Here is a 19072-nt window from a genome sequence, read left to right as displayed (position 1 = left end):
GGGCACATGCGTCCGACGGCCTCGATCCTGCACCTGGACCTGGACGCGTTCTTCGCCTCGGTCGAGCAGCGGGACAAGCCGTCGCTGCGCGGCAAGCCGGTGATCGTCGGCGGGATCGGCCAGCGGGGCGTGGTCTCGACCGCGTCGTACGAGGCGCGGCGCTTCGGCGTCCGCTCCGCGATGAGCATGGCCGAGGCCCGGTCGCGGTGCCCGCACGCGGCCTTCCTCTCCGGCCGGTTCGACGCGTACCGCGCGGCCTCGTCGATCGTCATGGAGCGCCTGCGACGCCTGTCCCCCGCCGTCGAGCCGCTCTCCCTCGACGAGGCGTTCGTCGACCTGGCGGCGGGCGAGGCGTTCGACCCAGACGCCGTGCCCGAGCTCGTCGCCGAGCTGCGCGCCGACGTCACCCGGCTCACCGAGGGGCTCACCGCCTCGGTGGGCGTCGCGCCGTCGAAGCTCATGGCGAAGATCGCCAGCGAGATCGAGAAGCCCGACGGCTCCTTCATCGTCGCGCCGGGCACCGAGAAGGACCTCCTGGAGCCCATGCCGATCACCGTGATCGCCGGGGTCGGGCCGGCCACCGCGGCCCGGCTGCACCACGTGGGGATCACGCGGGTCGGCGACGTGTGGCGTCACACCGAGGCCGAGCTCGTCGACCTGCTCGGGGCCTCCGCCGGAGCCTCGCTGCACCGGCTGTCCCGCGGCATCGACGACCGCGCGGTCAGCTCGCACCGCGAGAACAAGTCCGTCAGCTCCGAGGACACCTTCGAGACCGACATCGTCGACCGGACCGAGCTGGGGCTGATCTGCGACGCGATGGCCCGCCGCACCGCCGAGCGCCTCCGCCGCGCCGGCCTCTCGGGGCGCACGGTCACCCTCAAGGTGCGGTACCACGACTTCAGCACCCACACGCGGTCCACCAGCCTCCCGGCGCCCACCGACCAGACCCGGACGATCGTGGCCATGGCACGCCGGCTGCTGGACGCCACCGACGTCGGCGGCGGCCTGCGCCTGCTCGGCGTGGGCATCAGCGGACTCGCCGACTGGGTGCAGGACGACCTGTTCGCGCAGGAGGCCGAGCCGGACGCGGACGGCGTGCTCGAGGAGGCGGTGGACGAGTCCCCGGAACCGCAGCGACCGCGCGAGTGGTCCCCGGGGATGGACGTGCACCACGCCGAGCACGGGGACGGCTGGGTGTGGGGCCGCGGGATGGGGCTCGTCACCGTGCGCTTCGAGACGCGCCACACCCCGATCGGGCCCGTCCGGACCCTGCGCGCGGACGACCCCGACCTCGCTCCCGGCCATCGGGAGCCCGTGTCGCACCCGGCCGGTACGGTCGAGGAATGACCGACCCGCGGCCCGCCGTCCGACCCCCCGCCGCCCCAGCGAGCGAAAGCACCACGACGACACCGTCGTCGATGCCTACGAGTGGCTGCGCGACAAGGACGATCCCGAGACGATCGCCTACCTCGAGGCCGAGAACGCCTGGGCCGAGGACACCACGGCGCACCTGGCCGAGCTGCGCGAGCAGATCTTCACCGAGATCAAGGACCGCACGCTCGAGACCGACATGTCGGTGCCCGTCCGGCACGACCGCTGGTGGTACTACTCACGCACCGTCGAGGGCCGCCAGTACGCGATCCGCTGCCGCGTCCCGATCGCCGGACCCGAGGACTGGGACCCGCCGGTGGTCGAGCCCGGCGCCACCCTGCCCGGCGAGGAGGTCCTGCTCGACTCCAACGACGAGGCCGAGGGCCACGAGTTCTTCTCCCTCGGTGCCTTCAGCGTCTCCGACGACGGCGACCTGCTGGCGTGGTCCGTCGACACCCAGGGCGACGAGCGGTACGCGATCCGCGTGCGTCGCCTCTCCACCGGCGAGGTCCTCCAGGACCACATCGAGGGCGCCGCACCGGGCGCCACGTGGTCGGCCGACGGTCGCCACCTCTTCTACGTCACCGTCGACGACGCCTGGCGTCCGCACCGGGTGTGGCGCCACGAGCTCGGCTCCACCGAGGACGACGTGCTCGTCTTCGAGGAGCCCGACGAGCGCTACTTCGTCGGGCTCGGCCGGACCAGCTCCGAGCGCTTCCTCGTGATCGCGGTGGGCTCGAAGGTCACCACCGAGGTGCGCCTCCTCGACGCCACCGACCCCACGGGCGAGTTCGACGTCGTGTGGCCGCGCCGCGAGGGCGTCGACTACTCCGTCGAGCACCTCGTGGTCGGCGGCCGCGACCAGCTGGCGATCCTGCACAACGACGGGGCGATCAACTTCGAGCTCGTGCTGGCGCCGCTCGAGGACCCCACGGCCACCACCGTGCTCGTACCGGGCTCGGACGATGTCCGACTCGAGGCCGCCGACGCCTTCGCGCGTCACCTCGTGCTGTCGTACCGCCGCGACGCCACCACCCGGCTGGCCCTCATGCCGATCGGCGACGACGGGATCGGCGAGGCGCAGGAGCTCGACTTCGAGGCCGAGCTCTTCACGTGCGGCCTCGCCGGCAACGCCGAGTGGGACCCGCGCTACCTGCGCATCGGCTACACCTCCTACGTCGAGCCCGCGACCATCTGGGACCTCGACCCCGCCACGGGCGAGCGGATCCTGCGCCGCCGGGCGCCCGTGCTGGGCGACTTCGACCCTCAGGACTACGAGCAGCACCGCGCCTGGGTCCGGGCCGACGACGGCGCGCTGGTGCCGCTCTCGATCGTCTGCCGCAAGGGCACGCCGCGCGACGGCTCCGCCCCCGGCGTGATCTACGGCTACGGCTCCTACGAGATCAGCCTCGACCCCGACTTCTCGATCTCGCGGCTCAGCCTGCTCGACCGCGGGTTCGTGTACGCGGTGGCGCACGTCCGCGGCGGCGGCGAGCTCGGACGTGCCTGGTACGACCAGGGCAAGCAGCTGGCCAAGATGAACACCTTCACCGACTTCATCGCGTGCGCCCGTCACCTGGCCGACGAGGGCTGGACGTCGGCCGACCGGCTCGTGGCCGAGGGCGGCAGCGCGGGCGGCCTGCTGATGGGCGCGGTGGCGAACCTCGCTCCCGACGCCTTCGCCGGCATCTTCGCCGACGTGCCGTTCGTCGACCCGCTCACCACGATCCTCGACCCCTCCCTGCCCCTCACGGTGATCGAGTGGGACGAGTGGGGCGATCCGCTCCACGACCCCGAGGTCTACGCCTACATGAAGCGGTACGCGCCCTACGAGAACGTCGCCGACGTGGCCTACCCGTCGATCCTCGCGGGCACCTCGCTCAACGACACCCGCGTTCTCTACGTCGAGCCCGCCAAGTGGGTCGCGCGCCTGCGCGAGGTCACCGGTGCCGAGCGGTCGGTGCTGCTGCGCACCGAGATGGCCGCGGGTCACGGCGGGGTCAGCGGACGGTACGCCGCGTGGCGCCAGCGGGCGTGGGAGCTGGCGTGGATCATCGACACTGCGACGCAGGTCACCCGCGGCATTCCAAGAAACTCCTGAGAACGGAATCCCAGCGCTCCCGCGGTCGTTGTACCGGGTGAAGCCACCGTCAGGAGGATCACCGTGGAAGACCGTGAATTCGAGGGCAAGGACAGCGTCGGCATGTACCTGTCCGAGATCGCGCGCACCCCGCTGCTCGACGCCGAGCGCGAGGTCGAGCTGAGCCGCACGATCGAGGCCGGGCTGTACGCCCGCCACTTGCTCGAGACCGGCCGGATCGGACGTGCGAAGGGCGGCGCCCCGAAGCGCGCCACCCGCGAGGAGCTGGAGTTCATCGCCGAGGAGGGCGACCGCGCCGTGCAGGAGTTCGTCCAGGCGAACCTGCGTCTCGTCGTGTCGATCGCCCGCAAGTACGGGCGTGCCCAGATGCCGATGCTCGACCTCATCCAGGAGGGCAACACCGGCCTCATCCGCGCCGTCGAGAAGTTCGACTACGCGAAGGGCTTCAAGTTCTCGACCTACGCCACGTGGTGGGTCCGCCAGGCGATCACGCGCGGCGTGGCCCAGCAGGCTCGCGTCGTGCGCCTCCCCGTGCACGTCGTCGAGGAGCTCAACCAGGTCTCCGGCGCGCGTCGCAACCTCGAGCGTCAGCTGGGGCACGACCCCGAGCCCGCCGAGATCGCGGCCGAGCTCGGCATGGACGTCGAGCGCGTCATCGACCTGCTCGCCTGGGGCCGTGACCACGTCAGCCTCGACTCCCCCGTGGACGAGGACGGCGACACGAGCCTGGGCGACCTGATCGCTCGTGACAGCACGCCCGGCCCCGACCTGGCGATGCTCGACCACGACGCCCGTGACCAGCTGCTCGCGCTCGTCGATCGCCTCGACGCCCGCGAGGCCGACATCGTCAAGGCTCGCTACGGCCTGCTCGACGGTCGTCAGCAGAAGCTCGCCGACATCGGCAAGCGCCACGGCATCTCCGCCGAGCGCGTGCGTCAGGTGGAGCGACAGGCGATCGCGCGACTGCGAGAGATCGCCGATCCCGAACTGGCCGCCTAGCGGCCATCCCCGGCCCGACGCTATGCAGCGGCGTCAGGCCCAGCGAGCGCCCGGCTCGACCAGGTCCTTCCAGACCTCGTCGATCCGGGCGCTCAGCTGTTCCCGGGTGCCGGTGTTCTCGATGACGACGTCGGCGGCCGCCCGGCGCTCCTCGCGGGAGGCCTGGGCCGCGATGCGGGCCCGGGCGGCGTCATCGGTCATGCCCCGGGCGGCGACCATGCGGGCGATCTGCACGTCCTCGGGCGCGTCGACGACGATCACCACGTCGCAGGACGCGGCCGCGCCCATCTCGACGAGCAGTGGGTTGTCGTGCACGACGATCGCGTCGCCCGCCTGCTGCTCGCGCAGCGCGGCCAGGTCGCGGATCGCTGGATGCGTGATCGCCTCGAGGTCCTTCAGCGCCGCCGGGTCGGCGAACACGAGCGAGCCCAGCCGCGGCCGGTCGAGCGTGCCATCGGCGGCGATCACGTCGGCGCCGAACCGCTGCGCGATCAGCTCGAGCGCGGGACTGCCGGGCTCGACCACCTCGCGGGCCAGCCGGTCGTAGTCGATGATGACGGCACCGAGCTCGGCAAGGCGGCCGCTGACGGTGCTCTTGCCCGAGGCGATGCCGCCGGTGAGCCCGACCCGAGGTGCCATCAGCGCAGGCTCAGAGGGTGCCGGCGCTGCCGACGGTGGTGACGTGGACGTGGTCGTAGTGGTTGGCCGTAACGCCACCGCGGTCGCTCATGCCGCGCCATCCCTCGCCGCCGCGATCCACGCTCCAGATCCGCTGCTTGTATATCAGGTAGTCGACTCCGAGCTGGGTCCGATTCGCTTGCAGGAAGGCGGCGAGATCCCAGCCGTACTCCCCCCCGATCATGATGTCGAGCGAGTGCCCGGTGGCGTGCTCACCACGGCCGGCCAGACCGCCGTAGCTGGTGACTTCGGGGAAGCGGGCGCACACGGCGCGGTAGACGCGCACCGTGTCGGGCTGCAGGCCCGACTCGACGCCGGAGCCCCGCAGGCAGGCGGCCGTGGAGATCGCGCCCTCGGTGGGCCCGAGCTTGGGCTCCTCCTCGGCGACGAGCTCGCTGGAGACCCAGCGTGGGAGGTCGTTGTGCATGACCTGGGTCCAGCCGCCGCGGGTCTCGCCCGTGACCTGGAGAGTCTTGCCCTTGGCCACCGTGGCCAGCACCGGCGAGTCGTCGGAGGCGTCGGCACGGACCGGGACGGTCTTCTGTGCGTACAGGGAGCCCTTGACCAGGGCGTCGGCCTCGGCCGCGGACGGCAGGGGCGGGCGCTCGGCGCTGCTGCGCGAGGCGCGAGCCGGGGCCGTGCCACCGAGGGACTCGGTGACGATGTCGCCCTGGGCCGCGAGCGATGCGTCAGCGGTGGGGGCGGCGTCGGCCAGGGTGACCGAGGAGGTGCTGAGGGCGGCGACCGCGGCCACGCCGACGGAGGCCACACCGGTCGCGATGGCTCCGTGCCGACGGGCACGGACGTACCAAGGGTCGCGGACGACGGGCTTGCGCCGGTGTCCGGGCTTGGGGGTCTGGGTCATCGATACCAATACGGAGTCGGGGGAACGGCCGTTCGCCAGTCAACCATACTGAGCACGCGGATCCCAGCGAGTCCGCCGAACCGCCGCGAGAGGAATGAGCGATGTCACACCCGGCCGAGCCCGTGGCCGTCCCCGTCGACCGGCTGCGGCGCCTTGCCGGACGCTTCGCCGCGGGCGTCCGGCACGCCGGCGTGGCCGAGGGCGACCGCGTGGTCGTCAGCCTGCCGAACAGCGTCGAGCTGCTGGCCGCCGTGTGGGGCTGTGTCGCCTCGGGACGCATCCCGGTGCCCCTGGACCCGCGCCTGACGCCCCACGAGCGCGAGCCGATCCTGGCCGACGTCTCCCCCGCTCTCGTGCTGGACTCGCTCGTGCGGTTCACCGAGCTGCTCGCGGACGAAACGGACGAGCTCGACACGTTCCCCCGCTGCCGGCCGATGCACTTCACCTCCGGCACGACCGGGCGCCCCAAGGGCGTGTGGTCGGGGTTCTGGGACGCGGCGGACGCCGAGGCCGCCGTCCTGGAGGAGCGGGACCTCTGGGGCTTCGCCGCCTCGGACGTCAACCTCGTGGTCTCGCCGCTCTACCACTCCGCTCCCCTGCGCTTCGCGCTCGGCACCGCACTGGCCGGTGGCTCGGTCGTGGTCCTGCCGGTGTTCACGCCGGAGGCGTTCTGCGAGGCGGTCGAGGCGGTGCGCCCCACGACGATGTTCTGCGTGCCGGCCCACCTGCAGCGGCTGCTCGCTCTCCTGGCGTCCGGGGCCAGCACCGACGTCTCCTCGTTCCGCCTCGTCGCGCACGCCGGGGCACCGTGTCCCGACCCGATCCGCCGCGGGGCCCACGCCCTGTTCGGCACCGACGTGGTCTGGGAGTTCTACGGCTCCACCGAGGGGCAGTTCACCGCCTGTCCCGCCACCCAGTGGCAGCAGCACCCCGGCACCGTGGGCCGCGCGCGACCCGGCCGCGTCGTCACCGTGGACGACGAGGGCGAGCTGTGGTGCGCCGTCCCTGCGTGGGGGCGCTTCGCGTACTGGAACGACCCCGACCGCACGGAGCAGGCGTGGCGATTCACCGAGCACGGACCGGCGTTCACCGTGGGTGACCTCGGCCGCGTCGACGAGGACGGCTTCGTCCACCTCGACTCGCGCCGCACCGACCTCATCATCAGCGGCGGCGTCAACGTCTATCCCGCCGAGGTCGAGGCCGCCCTCGTGGAGGTGCCCGGCGTGGTGGAGATCGCGGTGTTCGGCCGCCCGGACGAGCGCTGGGGGCAGCGGGTCGTGGCGGCCTACGTGGGCGACGCCGCCGAGGGCGACCTCCGGACCACGGCGCAGGAGCGATTGGCGCCGCCGAAGCGCCCGAAGTCCTACGAGCGGGTCGACGCCCTCCCCCGCACGGCCACGGGCAAGGTCAGGCGCACCGAGCTGTGAGCCGCCTCAGGCCGACTCGACGCACGTGAACGACCGGCGGTAGGCCTGCGGGCTGGTGCCCCGCACGGCGCCGAAGTGGTGGCGCAGGGTGGCGGCGTTGCCGAAGCCCACGCGGTGGGCGATCTGCTCGATCGAGAGCTCGGAGGTCTCCAGCAGCTCCTCCGCCATCGCCACGCGGCGACCGAGCAGCCACTGCCAGGGCGTGGTTCCCGTCTCGTCGCGGAACCGGCGGGCGAAGGTGCGCTCGGAGAGGTGGGCGCGCTGGGCCAGGGACGCGACGGTGAGCGGCTCGGCGAGGTGCTGCTGCGCCCAGTCCAGGACGGGGGCGAGCGTCTCGGCCTCGATGGCGGGCATCGGCGCGCGCACGAACTGCGCCTGGCCACCGTCGCGGTGCGGCGGCACCACGATGCGGCGCGCGGCCGTGGCGGCGACGCGGGCGCCGTACCACTGGCGCATCAGGTGCAGGTTGGCGTCGATCCCGCCCGCCGAGCCCGCTCCGGTGACGATGCCGCGGTCCTCCACGTAGAGCACGTCGATGTCGAGGTCGGCCTCGGGGAAGCGCTCGGCCAGCTCAGGTCCGTAGCGCCAGTGCGTCGTGCAGCGACGCCCCTCGAGCAGCCCCGCGAAGCCGAGGCTGAAGGCGGCCGTGCAGGACGCCATGATCGTGGCTCCGCGGGCGTGGGCGGCGCGCAGGGCCTCGCTGATCCGGGGATCCTCCACGAGGTAGTCGCGCTTGGCGGCCACGGCCACGAGGTCGGCGTTGGCCGCGGCGGACAGGTCGTGGCGCACGACGAAGTCGAACCCGGAGGCGCCCGAGACGATGCCCGGCACCGGGGTGCACGCGACGAACTCGAAGACGGGGTTGTCGTCGTCGGGGTGGTGCGGCTCGGCCCAGACCTCGGCCAGCACGCCCATGCCGAACGGCTCGGCCTGCTCGGGCACGATCACCGCGACCTTGGTCATGGCGCCTCCTGGCGGGATATCGACGGGAACTGGCATTCCTGCCACTGGTGACAGGATACCATTGATCGCAGGATTGGAGACATGATCATTCTGCTCCTCCTGCTGGCCACGCCCGCCGTGCTGATGACGGCGGGGCTGTGGACGACCATCACCCACGACGGACTCGGCGTCCGCCCCGCCCCTCGCAGCCACGTCCGCGACACGTTCGGCGCCTCGTATGACTCCTGACTGTCCGCGTCACCCCGGGAACGGCGAAGGCCCCCGACCATCAGGTCGGGGGCCTTCGTCGTGCTCAGCGGGAGATCACTCGCCGCCGGTCAGCTTCTCACGCAGGGCCTGCAGGGCCTCGTCGGAAGCCAGCGAGCCGCCGGTCTGCTCCTCCTCGGCGGGAGCGGACGTGTACTCGCCCACCTCGCCGGCCTCGAGGTTGGCCTTCTCGGCCTCGGCGACCTGCTTCTTGTGGGCTTCCCAGCGGTCGTGCGCCTCGGCGTACTGACGCTCCCACGTGGCGCGGGCCTCTTCGAAGCCCTCCTGCCATTCGCCCGTCTCGGGATCGAACCCGTCGGGGTAGATGTAGTTGCCCTGCTCGTCGTAGGACGACGCCATGCCGTACAGGGTGGGATCGAAGCTGTCGGCCTCGGCCGCGACCTCGGTCTCGTTGGCCTGCTTCAGCGACAGCGAGATCCGGCGACGCTCGAGGTCGATGTCGATGATCTTGACCATGACCTGGTCGCCGATCTGGACGACCTGCTCGGGGATCTCGACGTGGCGCTCGGCGAGCTCGGAGATGTGCACCAGGCCCTCGATGCCCTCCTCGACGCGCACGAACGCGCCGAACGGGACGAGCTTGGTGACCTTGCCCGGGACGATCTGGCCGATCTGGTGGGTCCGGGCGAAGTGCTGCCACGGATCCTCCTGGGTCGCCTTGAGCGACAGCGACACGCGCTCGCGCTCCAGGTCGACCTCGAGCACCTCGACGGTGACCTCGTCGCCGACCTGAACGACCTCGTTCGGGTGGTCGATGTGCTTCCAGGACAGCTCCGAGACGTGCACCAGGCCGTCGACGCCGCCAAGATCGACGAAGGCGCCGAAGTTGACGATCGAGCTGATGACGCCCTTGCGGACCTGGCCCTTCTTGAGCTCGTTGAGGAAGTTCTGGCGCACGGCCGACTGGGTCTGCTCGAGCCACGCACGGCGCGACAGGACCACGTTGTTGCGGTTCTTGTCGAGCTCGATGATCTTCGCCTCGAGCTTCTGGCCGATGTAGGGGTCCAGGTCGCGGACGCGACGCATCTCGACGAGCGACGCGGGCAGGAAGCCACGCAGGCCGATGTCCATGATCAGGCCGCCCTTGACGACCTCGATGACGGTGCCCTCGACGACGCCGTCCTCGTCCTTGATCTTCTCGATGTCGCCCCAGGCGCGCTCGTACTGAGCACGCTTCTTGCTCAGGATCAGACGGCCTTCCTTGTCCTCCTTCTGGAGGACGAGGGCCTCGACCGAGTCGCCCACCTGGACGACCTCGTTCGGGTCGACGTCGTGCTTGATCGACAGCTCACGCGAGGGGATGACGCCCTCGGTCTTGTAGCCGATGTCGAGCAGGACCTCGTCGCGGTCCACCTTGACGATGGTGCCGTCGACGATGTCGCCGTCATTGAAGTACTTGATGGTCTTGTCGATCGCGGCGAGGAAGTCCTCTTCGCTGCCGATGTCGTTGACCGCAACCTGCGGGGCCGCAGAAGGAGTTGCGAGGCCGGAAGTCATGTAGTTGGGCTCCGAATGGATGGAATTGAGTGTGGACAGGATGTTCGCACCGATTCCGGGCATGCCGGAACCAGCGCAACTGTCAGTCTACGACACGGCGGGGGCCCACGTAAAACCGGCGGCTCAGCCGTCGGACGATGCGAACTGCTCGTCGATCCAGGCGGTCCGGCCGGCGATCCAGTCGCGCAGCCGTGCCGTCTCCCTGAGCCAGCCCTCACCGGGCGCGACGCCGGAGTCGGGCTCGCTCGCGAACTGCAGCATCGGGGTCCACGAGCCGATCTCCTCGGGCGCCGCCCACACCAGCTGGCCCGCTCCGCCGTCCTCGCGCGGCGTGAAGTTCGCGGCGGCGCTGTCCAGCAGGCGCACCGACTCGGCGTCGACGTGCCCCGCCAGCGTCGCCAGTGCCGGCGAGGCCTCGCGCCAGCGGTCGCGGACCTGCTCGACGAACCACGGATCGGTGAGCAGGCGGTTGTAGTAGTGGCCGCCCGGCTCCTTCCACAGCTGCGACGGCAGCAGTGCCTGGCGCCAGGCGTCATCGGGGAAGAGCGGGTGGAACAGGCGCCCGATCCACCACCCCGTGGGCCGGTGCAGGTCGCCGGCGTACCCGAGGTCGACCAGGCCCTGCGAGACGTCGTAGTCCCACGGCGGGCCCATGGCGAGGGTGCCGTCGGCGCGCATCACCAGGTAGACACTGTTGCGGAAGCCCGCGTCCAGGTTCTTCGTGAGCTCGTTGACGAGGTACATGGTCACGAAGGAGTCGACGTCGATCCGGTCGCGGTAGCCGTTGTCCGGGAAGCTCTCGTCGTACAGCAGGTCCTCGACCTCCTGGAACGCGTCCTCGACGCGGTTCACGTGCTTCGTCTCACCGGCCTTGAGGAAGACGCGCAGGCCCCGTTCGGTGCGGAACTGCGGATCCGTGTCGTCGTTCGTGTCGGCCTCGAGCAGCGTGTCACCGTCCTGGAGCTCGACGCGGCCGTCCTGGGCCTCGATGCCCTCGCCGAACTGGTAGACCCCGCAGAGCCGGCCGTTGATCCGCAGGTCGACGGACTCGAGCCGCGGCGCCCACGGGACCCCGAGCATCCGGGCCGCCCTCATCGCGAGGTCGTTGCGCAGCATCGACCGGTCGAAGTGGTTGGCCAGCAGGACCCAGTCCTTGCTCGCGGGCATGCCGAGCAGCGACGCCGAGGCGTCGAGCTTGACCTTGTAGGGGCGCTTCCGGGCGATGGACGCCGTGGAGTTGCCCCGCACCCGCAGGCGGGCCGCGACCGACCGGGGCGCGCCTCCGTCGCGGTCGCGGAACGTCATCGTGCCGTTGACGTAGTCGGTCTTGGTCGTGATGACCTCGGTGCAGGGATCGAGGTCGCCCACGCCGCGGATCGTCACCGACAGCTGCGTCACCGCGGGCGCCGGCTCGGGCGTGGGCTCGACGGTCGGCTCGGCGGTGGGCTCCGGATCGGGCTCGTCGAGCGGCTCCTCCGGCTGGGGGTCGCGCGGCGGGGCCGGCAGCGAGGGGACGACCTTCGCGGCGCCGGTCACCCGCGGCGCACCCTTCCACCCGCCGGCGACGACGCGGAACGACCGTCCGCCGAGGTCCCGCTGGGTCCCCACGGCTCCGAAGTCCACACGACCGGCTGCGTTGCCCGCTCGGCCCGCGATGATCGTGCGCCAGGTCCCGCCGTCGAGACGCTGGAGGCTGAGCTTGCGACCCTTCCGGGCCGGTGTCGCCCGGCCGGTCACGGCGACCCGCTCCGACGAGGTCACCACGGACACCGTCGCGGCCGGAGCCGCCGTGCGCACGACGACGCGCTTCGTCGAGAGTGCCTTGTACTTCTTCCCGCGCACCGTGACCTTCGGGACGGTGGCGCGGAGCTCGATGCGACGCGCCGTCGCCACGGTGATGCGGGCGGTTCCGCGGGCGTCGGTGGTGGTACGGACCGACCGCCACGTTCTCCCCTGGCGGTGCTTGAGCACGACCGGACGCTTGACGCGCGTGCCCGTCCTCACCACCACGGAGAAGTTCTCGTCGGGCATCACCGTGGAGCGCGACGCCGTGAGCGACGCAACGGGAGCCGCCTGAGCCGGGGCCGCCACAGCGAGCCCCGCCAGCACCAGAAGACCACTCAGGCCACACAGCAGGGGGCGAAGGGCCCGGGTCATGCGATCGCTCCGATTCAGTCCGAGGTCAGGAACGCGCGAAGGGCCCGTCCGTACGACTCGACGTCGGCCGCCGCCATCACCTCGCGCGCAGAGTGCATCGCGAGCTGGGGGGCTCCGACGTCGATCGTCAGGATACCGGTCCGGGCGGCGCTGATGGGCCCGATCGTGGAGCCGCACGGCAGGTCGGCCCGGTGCACGTAGCGCTGCAGCGGCACGCCGGCGGCCTCGCACGCGGCGGCGAAGATGCCCGCGCCGACCCCGTCGGTGGCGTACCGGAGGTTCTGGTTGACCTTCAGCACCGGGCCGCCGCCGAGCTCGATCCGGTGCAGCGGCTCGTGCTTGTCCGCCTGGTTCGGGTGCGTGGCGTGCGCCATGTCGCCGGAGACGCAGACCGACGCCGCGAACGAGCGGAAGACGTCGTCACGGGTGCCGCCAGCGGCGAGCACGATGCGCTCGAGCACCGAGGACAGCAGCGGCGAGTCGGCGCCGCGCTCGGACGTGCTGCCGACCTCCTCGTGGTCGAAGAGCACCATGACGAGGCGGGCGGAGGGATCGGCCGCCTCCGTGGCACCGAGAAGGGCGTCGAGGGCCGCGGCGCACGTGGCCTGGTTGTCCAGGCGCGGCGCGGCGACCAGCTCGCGGTCGGGACCCGTGCGGCCCGCCGGACGGAGGTCGAAGGTCATGAGGTCGAACCCGGTGACGTCACTCGCGGCGAAGCCGGCCCGCTCCCCCACGACCTCGAGGAACGGCCGGCGGGTCAGCCCCGCGAGCGCGTCGAGGTGGCGCTGACGGTCCACCTTGGAGCCGTCGCGGTCGAGGTGGATCGCCAGCCGCGGCACCCGCAGCAGCGGCTCGTCGACCCGGATCGTGCGCGTGCTGCCGTCGCGCAGCGCGACGCGGCCGGCGATGCCGAGGTCGAGGTCGAGCCACGACTCCAGCAGCGGGCCGCCGTAGGGCTCGAGCGCGACGGTGGCCTGACCCTCGCGCCAGCCGTCGTGGTGCTGCTTCAGGCGCAGGTTGGGACTGTCGGTGTGGGCCCCGACGATGCGGAAGCCGGCATGGGCCGGGGCCTCGGCGCCGGTCGACCACGCCACGAGCGTTCCGCCGGTGACGATGAAGTGGCTCCCGGCGCCGGTGGGCCACGCGTCGCGAGGGTCCACCTGGGTGAAGCCGGCCTCGCGCAGCCGCACGGCCGTTGTCTCGCAGGCGTGGAAGGGCGTCGGCGAGGCGTCGACGAAGGAGATCAGGCGGTCCGCAGCGTGCATGGCGCCACCCTAACGACGGTTGCGGAAGTCCTCGATCGTGGCCTTCAGGCCGATCTCGGCCGTGGTGGACGGCGCCCAGCCCAGGAGCTCGCCCGCCAGCGTGATGTCGGGACGACGGATCTGGGGGTCGTCGACCGGCCGGGGCACATGCACGATCTGCGAGCCGGACTCGGCCAGGTCGCAGATCCACGTGGCGAGGTCGATCATCGAGATCTCCTCGGGGTTGCCGAGGTTGACCGGCCCGGTCGCGGTGGACTCCATCATCGCGACGAGCCCGCCGACCAGGTCGTCGACGTAGCAGATCGAGCGGGTCTGGTGACCGTCGCCGGCCACCGTGATCTCGCGTCCGGTGAGGGCCTGGTGGACGAAGTTCGGGATGGCGCGACCGTCCTCGACGCGCATGCGCGGACCGAAGGTGTTGAAAATGCGGACGATCTTGGTGTCGACGCCGAACTCGCGCCGGTAGGCCGCGGTCATGGCCTCGCCGAAGCGCTTGGCCTCGTCGTAGACCGAGCGCGGGCCGACCGGGTTGACGTGGCCCAGGTACGTCTCGGGCTGGGGGTGCACCTGCGGGTCGCCGTACACCTCGGACGTGGAGGCCAGCAGGTAGCGCGCACCGTGCGCGTGAGCGAGGTCGAGCGTGTTCTTCACGCCCATCGACCCCGTCATCAGCGTGTGGATCGGCAGCCGGTGGTAGTCGACCGGGGAGGCCGGGGAGGCGAGGTTGTAGACCTGGTCGAACGGGCCCTCGATCGCGTCGACGGCGGCGGCGTCGGAGATGTCGGCGTCGACGATCGTGACCTGGTGCGACACGGCGGCGAGGTTCTCGCGCCGACCCGTGCTGAAGTCGTCGACCACGACGACCTCGTGCCCTGCGTCGACGAGGCGCTCCACGAGGTGCGACCCGACGAAACCGGCGCCGCCAGCAACCAACGCGCGCATCCGTGCATCCCTTCGTCGGAGCCCGCCAGGTTTCTACTGGCGAGTAGGACTCAGTTCACAGGGTACCCCGGGATTCAGTCCTGACGAGGGCTCTCGCGATCTTCTCGTCTGACCAGGAGCAACAGGTTCCACGACAGGACCTCGCGCACGACCGGGACGCGCACGATGAACGCGGCCCAGCGCGGCAGGTAGCGCGGACGCGCCGAGACCACGCGGACGCCGGGGGTCCGGTGGGCCCACCGCATCCCCCACGCCACCGACACCTTGAACAGCGTCTCGCCGACACGGTTCTTCGGCGGATGGCCGTGCTTGCGGGTGTACCGGGCGATCGCGCGGCGGCCGCCGAGCCAGTGCCACGGCGACGTCTCGTGACCGCCCCACGGCGACCACCAGTTCGTGTAGGAGAGGAAGACCAGTCCGTCGGGCCGGGCGATCCGCAGCAGCTCGTCGGCCACGACCTGCGGGGAGCGCACGTGCTCCAGCAGGTTCGAGCTGAACACCAGGTCGGCCGAGCCGGAGGCGAACGGAAGGGCAGCGGCGCCCGCCGCCACCCCCCCGTCGGCCAGCGCCGGGACGTCGGGGTCGAGGTCGACCGCCATGTAGCGGGCCCCGCGACGGCGGAACTCCTGGGCGAACTCCATCGGCCCCGCCCCGACGTCGACGACGAGCTTGCCGCGCAGGGACATCTGCTGCTCGACGAGGTCGGCCGAGTCGCGCGCGAGCGTGCCGTAGAAGTGGTCGGGCTCGGTCTGCTCCACGAGGAAGGCGCGGAACAGCCGGACCGAGCGACGCAGGCCGTCGGGACTCATCGGGCCGCCCGGGTGGCCGTGACGACCAGCGTCGGCCGCCAGCGCGGGTGCACCAGCCGCAGCAGCAGCGCCGCGGGAGCCAGGGCCATCGCGACCCAGCGCGTGGCCCGCGAGGCCAGCACCCCGGCCGGGCGGTCGCTCGGACGGAGCCGGCGCACGAGGCTGGCGCCCTCCATCGTGAGGTTGTCGGTGAGCGAGCGGGTGACGCGGACGTCGCGGAAGCCCGCGTCCGCGAGCAGCCGCGTGATGGAGGCCGCCGAGAAGAACCGCACGTGCGTGGGATCCTCCAGCAGCCACCAGGCATCGGAGAACGCGCGCAGGGAGGCGCTGTCGGCCGCGGGGGTCAGGAACAGCACCCGTCCGCCGGGGCGCAGCAGCCGCAGCGCGGCCGCGGCCAGGGCACCGACGTCCTGCACGTGCTCCACGACGTGGACGCCGTAGACGAGGTCGGCCGCCTCGGCCGACGCCGGGACCTCCTCGATCCCGCACGGGTACAGCTCCGCTTGCGCCCGCACCTGCGGATCGACGTCGACACGGAGCTGGTCGGGGTCGCAGCCGGCGACCGGATGGCCCTCGTCGAGGTATCTCCGCAGCATCGCGCCTCCGCCGAAGCCGATCTCGAACACGCGCGCGCCGGGATCCAAAGGGGCGGCGCGGCGCAGCGTGCGCGACGTCAGTGCGAGGCGCACCCGGTCGAGACCGGGGTCCCCGCCGTACGCGACGTCTCGCGGATGCGCCGGAGCGGCCTTCGGATCGCGTTCGATGTGAGAGCATTTCGGACAGGTCTGCAGCACTGAGCGACCGTCCCGCAGGGTCACGGACGTCGTCGGTGTCGAACACACCTCACAGGACATCGGCCACCTCACCCCTCGCACGGACAGGAGAGCACGCTATCAGCGGATTGCGCATCGCCATCCTCAGTTGGCGTGACCTGGAGCATCCCGAGGCCGGAGGCGCCGAGGTGTTCGCCGAGCGGACGGCGGCCACCATGGCCGAGCGCGGCCACGACGTGGTGCTGTTCGCGTCCTCCTTCCCCGGTGGCACGCCGCGGACCGAGCGCCACGGCTTCCGCATCGTGCGGGCCGGCGGGCGGTTCACGGTGTACCCGCGGGGCCTGTGGCACGTGTGGCGCCTCCGCCGCGACTACGACATCGTCATCGACGTCCAGAACGGCGTCCCCTTCTGGACTCCCCTGGTCTTCAGCAAGCCGCTGCTGGCCGTGGTCCACCACGTCCACCGCGAGCAGTGGTTCACCTTCTTCCCCCGCCCCATCTCCTCGGTCGGCTGGTTCCTGGAGTCCCACGTGGCGCCGTTCGTCTACCGCCGCCAGCAGTACGTCACGGTGTCGGAGGCGTCCCGCCGCGAGCTCGCCGCCGTCGGCGTGGATCCTGCCCGTGTCTCGGTGGTCTACAGCGGCAACGAGGCACCCGACCACGTGCTGCAGGAGGAGCCCGAGCCCGAGCGGGGCACGCGCCTCGCGTGCCTGGGCCGCCTCGTCCCGCACAAGCGCGTGGAGCTGGCGATCGACTCCGTGGCCGCCCTGGCCGCCGAGTACCCCGACATCGCGCTGGACGTCATCGGCGGCGGCGACTGGATGGACTCCCTCGTCGAGCACGCGCGACAGGCTGGCGTCAGTGACCGCGTCGTCTTCCACGGCCACGTGAGCGACGACGAGAAGCACGCCCTGCTGGCGGGAGCGGCCGCGCTCGCGATGCCCTCCATCAAGGAGGGCTGGGGCCTGACGATCCTCGAGGCGGGCTACCACGCCGTGCCCACCGTGGCCTTCCGCTACGCGGGTGGCACGCAGGAGTCGGTCCAGGACGGGCACACGGGACTGCTCGTGGACACCGACGAGGAGTTCATCGCCGGGCTACGTCGCCTGCTGGCCGATCCGGACGAGCGCGCGAAGCTGGGCGCCGCGGCCCGCGAGTTCGCGCTGCGCTTCGACTGGGACCGCACGGGGCACGAGCTGACCGACCTGGTCGAGCGCGTCGCGCGTCCCTGAGCCCCTCCCACGCCCCCACACGACGAGACGGGCCGCCGCCCCCCGAAGGGGACGGCGGCCCGTCTGTCTGCGCTGCGATGCGTCAGGCGGTGGCGTACGCGTCGTCGTCGCTGTCGACGTCCGAGTTGCGCTGGTTGCGGAACCGGACCGCGAACGCGATGCCCACGACGATGAACAGCACGCCGAGGCCACCGATGGCCAGCGGGAGCCAGGTGCGGACGGCCTTCAGGACGCCGACCTTCGAGCCGTAGTCGTCGATCGTGGCCTGGACCGTCTCGGGCGTGGACGCGCTCACCGTGTCCATGGCGACGACGTCCTCGGCACCGGGCTCGTCGAGCTTGAGCCACTGCTTCTGGGCCTCCTGGACCTTGACCATGACGCCGGTCTCGGGCTCGACCCAGATGGTGCGGTCGTTCTGGTAGGTGCGCGTCGCCTCGACCGAGTTGGTGTCCTCGAGACCGAAGATGCCGCGCGGGACCTCACGGATGCCGAACTCGGTCTCGGGAACCGAGCCGGTGAAGCGGTAGGTGTCGATCGAGCCGTCGGTGCCCTCGACCTTCTCGGTGCCCTCGTACTCCATCGTCATGGGCGCCTTGATGGTCGCGTCCCAATACTCGTAGCTCTTCTTCTGCGTGTTGAACGGGAACTTGATGATCTGGCCCTCGTAGTCGATGGGCTCACCGTTCTGGGAGTTGCCGGACCACGGCACGGCCTCGCCGGTGAAGCGATCGATCGCGAACGTCTGCTCGAGGAAGTCGATCGGCGGGGCCTGGTCGTTGTTGTCGGTGCTCTGACCCTTGGTGAACACGCCGACGTTGGCGCCGTCGTTCTCGTCGGCGGCCTCCTCGGCCAGGTCAGGGTCGCCGATGACGGTCGCGATGGTGGTGATCGCGCCCGAGCCGGGGGCCACGTTGTCGGCGTCGAAGAAGTTCGCGTTGTCGTCGCCGAGGACCTGCTGCGTGTTCTGGTCCAGGGGGACCACCGCGAGCCGGTCGTACGCGTACACCTTCATCGCGACGCCCAGCGTCAGAAGGAACGCTCCGAGCGTCAGGAACGCCACCGCGCCACGAGAAAACTTCCGCACAAGTGCCTCCGAATAGGTCATGCAAAACAAGTATTTGTGAGTTACCTCTCGCGAGAGCGTAGCACCACGGAACCGCTCCGGTGCGGATCCCTACTGATGAGTACGTCGGCGATGCGGGCGCTCCCCACGCCGGAGGGTCCGGCGTCGAGCCACGCGACTCCGGCGGCGTGCGCGGCGGCCTCGTCACTGGGCTGGTCCCCCACCATCACGACCCGCTCGGGTCGCGCCCACGGCGCTCGCGCGAGGGCACGCAGCAGCATGCCCGGGAGCGGCTTGCGGCACGAGCAGGTGCCGGTCTGGTGGGGGCACACCTCGATCGCGTCGAGCCGCCCCCCGGCCCGGGCGAGCCGCGACACCAGGGCGGCGTGGACCTCGACCAGCTGCGACTCGGTCAGCAGTCCGGTGGCGATCCCGCGCTGGTTCGTGACCAGGACGGTGCGCAGGCCGGCGCGGGTGAGCTGGCCGACGGCGTGGGCGGCGCCGGGCCGCAGCCTCAGCTCGGCCGGGGACGCGATGTAGCCCGGGCGGTGCACGTTGAGCGTGCCGTCGCGGTCGAGCAGCACGAGGTCCCACGGGACGTCGCGCTCGGGCGGCGGGATCTCGCTGGTGTCACGCCCGAGCAGCGCCTCGGCCGACCACATG

Annotated in this window: 17 protein-coding genes; 6 read left to right on the top strand and 11 right to left on the bottom strand. The window is 71.5% G+C overall.

Features of this window, described 5'->3' with window-relative positions:
- The first annotated feature begins 6 nt into the window (after window positions 1-6).
- The 3 genes from H1W00_RS09825 to H1W00_RS09815 all read left to right on the top strand — a co-directional run bounded on the left by H1W00_RS09825 (window position 7) and on the right by H1W00_RS09815 (window position 4471).
- On the top strand, window positions 7-1347 hold the full coding sequence (locus tag H1W00_RS09825) for a DNA polymerase IV (protein ID WP_181755537.1): 1341 nt from the start codon (window positions 7-9) through the stop codon (window positions 1345-1347).
- Window positions 1304-3472 (top strand): prolyl oligopeptidase family serine peptidase, encoded by a 2169-nt coding sequence (locus H1W00_RS09820; protein WP_181756236.1) that lies wholly within the window; start codon window positions 1304-1306, stop codon window positions 3470-3472. Before H1W00_RS09825 ends, H1W00_RS09820 begins: the two co-directional genes overlap by 44 nt.
- A 102-nt stretch (window positions 3473-3574) precedes the next feature.
- Entirely contained in the window at window positions 3575-4471 is an 897-nt protein-coding gene (locus tag H1W00_RS09815; RefSeq protein ID WP_181756235.1) for a sigma-70 family RNA polymerase sigma factor, read from the top strand.
- Between the two features lie 33 nt (window positions 4472-4504).
- Here the strand turns inward: H1W00_RS09815 and coaE are convergent, their stop codons facing one another.
- Window positions 4505-5110: a dephospho-CoA kinase gene (coaE, locus tag H1W00_RS09810; protein ID WP_181755536.1), complete on the bottom strand. Its 606-nt coding sequence runs from the start codon at window positions 5108-5110 to the stop codon at window positions 4505-4507.
- Window positions 5111-5120: 10 nt separating this feature from the next.
- On the bottom strand, window positions 5121-6014 hold the full coding sequence (locus tag H1W00_RS09805; RefSeq protein ID WP_181755535.1) for an SH3 domain-containing protein: 894 nt from the start codon (window positions 6012-6014) through the stop codon (window positions 5121-5123).
- 101 nt (window positions 6015-6115) lie between these two features.
- Here H1W00_RS09805 and H1W00_RS09800 point away from each other — a divergent pair, with 101 nt between their 5' ends.
- On the top strand, window positions 6116-7441 hold the full coding sequence (locus tag H1W00_RS09800) for a class I adenylate-forming enzyme family protein (protein WP_181755534.1): 1326 nt from the start codon (window positions 6116-6118) through the stop codon (window positions 7439-7441).
- A gap of 6 nt (window positions 7442-7447) precedes the next feature.
- Here the strand turns inward: H1W00_RS09800 and H1W00_RS09795 are convergent, their stop codons facing one another.
- Entirely contained in the window at window positions 7448-8404 is a 957-nt protein-coding gene (locus tag H1W00_RS09795) for a GlxA family transcriptional regulator (protein ID WP_181755533.1), read from the bottom strand.
- Window positions 8405-8485: 81 nt separating this feature from the next.
- On the opposite strand from H1W00_RS09795, the gene H1W00_RS09790 reads away from it, so the two are divergent.
- Window positions 8486-8632, top strand: a complete 147-nt coding sequence (locus H1W00_RS09790) for a hypothetical protein (protein ID WP_181755532.1) — start codon at window positions 8486-8488, stop codon at window positions 8630-8632.
- A 75-nt stretch (window positions 8633-8707) separates the two neighbouring features.
- Here the strand turns inward: H1W00_RS09790 and rpsA are convergent, their stop codons facing one another.
- From rpsA to H1W00_RS09760, 6 genes are all read right to left on the bottom strand, one after another.
- Window positions 8708-10168, bottom strand: a complete 1461-nt coding sequence (gene rpsA / locus H1W00_RS09785) for a 30S ribosomal protein S1 (protein WP_181755531.1) — start codon at window positions 10166-10168, stop codon at window positions 8708-8710.
- A gap of 123 nt (window positions 10169-10291) precedes the next feature.
- Window positions 10292-12325 carry a CotH kinase family protein gene (locus tag H1W00_RS09780; protein WP_181755530.1) on the bottom strand — a complete coding sequence of 678 codons (2034 nt, stop codon included), beginning with the start codon at window positions 12323-12325 and terminating at the stop codon, window positions 10292-10294.
- 14 nt (window positions 12326-12339) lie between these two features.
- Window positions 12340-13590 carry a M18 family aminopeptidase gene (locus H1W00_RS09775; protein WP_181755529.1) on the bottom strand — a complete coding sequence of 417 codons (1251 nt, stop codon included), beginning with the start codon at window positions 13588-13590 and terminating at the stop codon, window positions 12340-12342.
- Between the two features lie 9 nt (window positions 13591-13599).
- Window positions 13600-14532: an NAD-dependent epimerase/dehydratase family protein gene (locus H1W00_RS09770; protein WP_181755528.1), complete on the bottom strand. Its 933-nt coding sequence runs from the start codon at window positions 14530-14532 to the stop codon at window positions 13600-13602.
- 74 nt (window positions 14533-14606) lie between these two features.
- Window positions 14607-15341, bottom strand: coding sequence for a class I SAM-dependent methyltransferase (locus tag H1W00_RS09765; RefSeq protein ID WP_181755527.1), 735 nt, complete (start codon window positions 15339-15341; stop codon window positions 14607-14609).
- Window positions 15338-16030 (bottom strand): methyltransferase domain-containing protein, encoded by a 693-nt coding sequence (locus H1W00_RS09760; RefSeq protein ID WP_206679996.1) that lies wholly within the window; start codon window positions 16028-16030, stop codon window positions 15338-15340. Before H1W00_RS09760 ends, H1W00_RS09765 begins: the two co-directional genes overlap by 4 nt.
- A gap of 212 nt (window positions 16031-16242) precedes the next feature.
- On the opposite strand from H1W00_RS09760, the gene H1W00_RS09755 reads away from it, so the two are divergent.
- Entirely contained in the window at window positions 16243-17346 is a 1104-nt protein-coding gene (locus H1W00_RS09755; protein WP_181755525.1) for a glycosyltransferase family 4 protein, read from the top strand.
- 82 nt (window positions 17347-17428) lie between these two features.
- Here H1W00_RS09755 and pgfA read toward each other — a convergent pair whose 3' ends face one another.
- Both pgfA and H1W00_RS09745 read right to left on the bottom strand, forming a co-directional pair.
- On the bottom strand, window positions 17429-18451 hold the full coding sequence (gene pgfA / locus H1W00_RS09750; protein WP_181755524.1) for a cell envelope lipid trafficking protein PgfA: 1023 nt from the start codon (window positions 18449-18451) through the stop codon (window positions 17429-17431).
- A gap of 20 nt (window positions 18452-18471) precedes the next feature.
- Window positions 18472-19071 carry a D-glycero-alpha-D-manno-heptose-1,7-bisphosphate 7-phosphatase gene (locus tag H1W00_RS09745; RefSeq protein WP_181755523.1) on the bottom strand — a complete coding sequence of 200 codons (600 nt, stop codon included), beginning with the start codon at window positions 19069-19071 and terminating at the stop codon, window positions 18472-18474.
- Window position 19072: the final 1 nt, after the last annotated feature.

This window comes from Aeromicrobium phoceense (genome assembly GCF_013868155.1).
Taxonomy (GTDB): Bacteria; Actinomycetota; Actinomycetes; order Propionibacteriales; family Nocardioidaceae; genus Aeromicrobium; species Aeromicrobium phoceense.
Note: the sequence above shows the minus strand (reverse complement) of the source record. Positions and strands in the feature narration are given on the sequence as shown.